2 protein-coding genes are annotated in these 2316 nt (G+C 69.0%); both read left to right on the top strand.

Annotation, left to right across the window (positions count from 1 at the left end; all coding sequences use genetic code 11):
• The coding region (locus ACEN88_RS29580; RefSeq protein WP_413345442.1) for a phenylacetate--CoA ligase family protein at nt 1-1017 on the top strand (1017 nt) is incomplete at its 5' end.
• Nucleotides 1018-1103: 86 nt separating this feature from the next.
• Nucleotides 1104-2192, top strand: coding sequence for a glycosyltransferase family 4 protein (locus ACEN88_RS29585; RefSeq protein ID WP_413345444.1), 1089 nt, complete (start codon nt 1104-1106; stop codon nt 2190-2192).
• The last annotated feature ends 124 nt before the right edge of the window (nt 2193-2316 follow it).

Genomic DNA, 2316 nt, shown 5'->3' on the forward strand with positions numbered 1-2316 from the left:
CGCGGCCCCGGCTCCTGGGTCCGCACGACCATCAAGACGAGCGGCACGTCCGGCTCGCCGCTGACCATCGTGCAGTCGCTCGGCAACCTCGTGCGCGAAGAGGGTTTCGTGCACCGCCAGCTGCAATGGATCGGCTGGCGCAAGGGCCAGCCGCGCGCGTGGATCCGCGGCGACATCGTCTGCCCCGACCATCCCACGGACGGCCGCTACTGGTGCCGCGACTGGGTGGGCAATATGCTCATGATGTCCTCGTACCATTTGTCGAACGAGACGATCGGCCGCTACATCGCCGAACTGGAACGCTTCGATCCCGTCGTGATCCACGCGTACCCGTCGTCGATCGCGGCGCTGGCCGCGTGGCTCAACGCGGCCGGTAGAAGCTATCGCGGACGCGCGTTGCGCGGCGTGATGACGTCGTCCGAGACGCTGGAACCAGGTGTGCGCGCGGCCGTCGAGCAGGCGTTCGGCGTGAACGTGTTCGACTGGTACGGCCAGGCCGAGCGCGTGGCCGCCATCGGCACGTGCGAAGAGGGCCGTTACCACGTGCTCACGGATTATTCCGGCGTCGCCCTGCTCGAGACCGAGGGTGGTGCCTGCGAACTGGTCGGCACGTCGCTGAACAATGCCGCGATGCCGCTCGTGCGCTACCGCACGGGCGACACCGTGATCCCGGACGGCGCGCCTTGCCCGTGCGGCCGGGTGTTCCCGACGATCAAGGCCGTGATCGGGCGCCAGGAAAAGATCGTGACCCTGCCGGACGGCCGCATCATCGCCCGGCTCGACCGCGTTTTCCAGAGCCACGACCGGCACCTCGTCGAAGGGCAGGTGCTGTACCGCGGCGACGGCGAGTTCGTGCTGCGCGTCGTGACGGCCGACGGTTTTTCCGATGCGGACGAGCGGGCGCTGGCCGACAAGTTCCTGCTGCGCGTGCCCGGCGTGAAGGTGCGCGTCGAGCGGGTGGCGGCGATTCCGCGTGGGCCGAACGGCAAGTTCGAGTTCATCGCGATCGAGAGTTGAAGCGTGCGCACGGCGGGAAAATCATGATGTACTATCGAAATATTGTCCATTTTATAAGGGCTTGAGCGTTGGAACGACCAGCACAGATGCGGACGAAGGCCCCGCCACGGGTCCTGATGGTCGGCACCGCGCTCGAAGGCAGGGGCGGGGTGGCGGCGGTGGTGTCCGTGCTGCGCCGTCATGGCCTGTTCGAGCGCGAATCGGTGCGCTACGTGGCCACCCACCGCGACGGTTCGCCCCTGGTGAAGGCGCAGGGCGCGCTGGCCGGGTTCTGGCAGACGCTCGTCGCCTGCCTGGTGCGGCATCCGGCCGTCGTCCACGTGCACGCGGCGTCGCACGCGAGCTTCCTGCGCAAGTCGGTCGTGCTGCTGATCGCGCGCCTGGCCGGTTGCAAGACCATTTTCCACCTGCACGGTGGCGGCTTCCGCACCTTTGCCACCGAAGAGTCGGGCACGCTGCTGCGGCGCTGGATCCGCCACACGCTGGAAGCGAGCTCGCTCGTGATCACCCTGTCCGAAGGCTGGGCCCAGTTCGTGCACGCGTTCGCGCCGCGCGCCCGCGTGGCCGTCGTGCCGAATGCCGTGCCGCTGCCGGTGCTGCCATCCCGCGACGCCGTCGTGCCCGGCCGCATCCTGTTCCTCGGCCGGCTGGAAACGGCGAAGGGCGTGCATGAATTGCTGGAAGCGGGCGCCCGCATCGTGCGCGAGGCGTCCGGTCCGACGCCGCTGCGTCTCGTGTTCGGCGGCGAAGGCGATGCGCAAGGCTTGCGCCGGCGCGCGGCCGAGCTGGGCATCGCCGAACGCATCGAGCTGCTGGGCTGGGTCGGCCCGGAGGCGCGCGACGCCGAGCTGGCGAAGGCCAGCGTGTTCTGCCTGCCTTCCCACGCGGAAGGCTTGCCGATGTCGATGCTGGAAGCGATGGCGGCACGCAAGGCCGTCGTGGCGACGCACGTCGGCGGCATCCCCGAAACCCTGCGCGACGGCGACAACGGCCTGCTGGTGCCGCCGCGCGACGAACGGGCGCTCGCCAGGGCGCTTGCACGACTCCTGGGCGATACCGCCCTGCGCGACCGGCTGGCCGAACGTGCGCGCGCAACCATCGAACAACAATACTCAACCGAGGTGGTGTGCGGGCAATTGTCCGCTATCTACCGTGAACTGGCGGGGACACGATGATGAGCGAAGCGACAGGGATGGTCTGGCTGGTCAACCGATTGCGCTGCATGTCCGTGGCCGAGGTCGGCTATCGGATCCAGCAGGCGGCGGTCACGCGCGTGGCGAAACGCATGCGCGCCCGCGC

The sequence above is a fragment of the Massilia sp. CT11-108 genome, from assembly GCF_047302915.1.
Lineage (GTDB): Bacteria > Pseudomonadota > Gammaproteobacteria > Burkholderiales > Burkholderiaceae_D > Telluria > Telluria orientalis.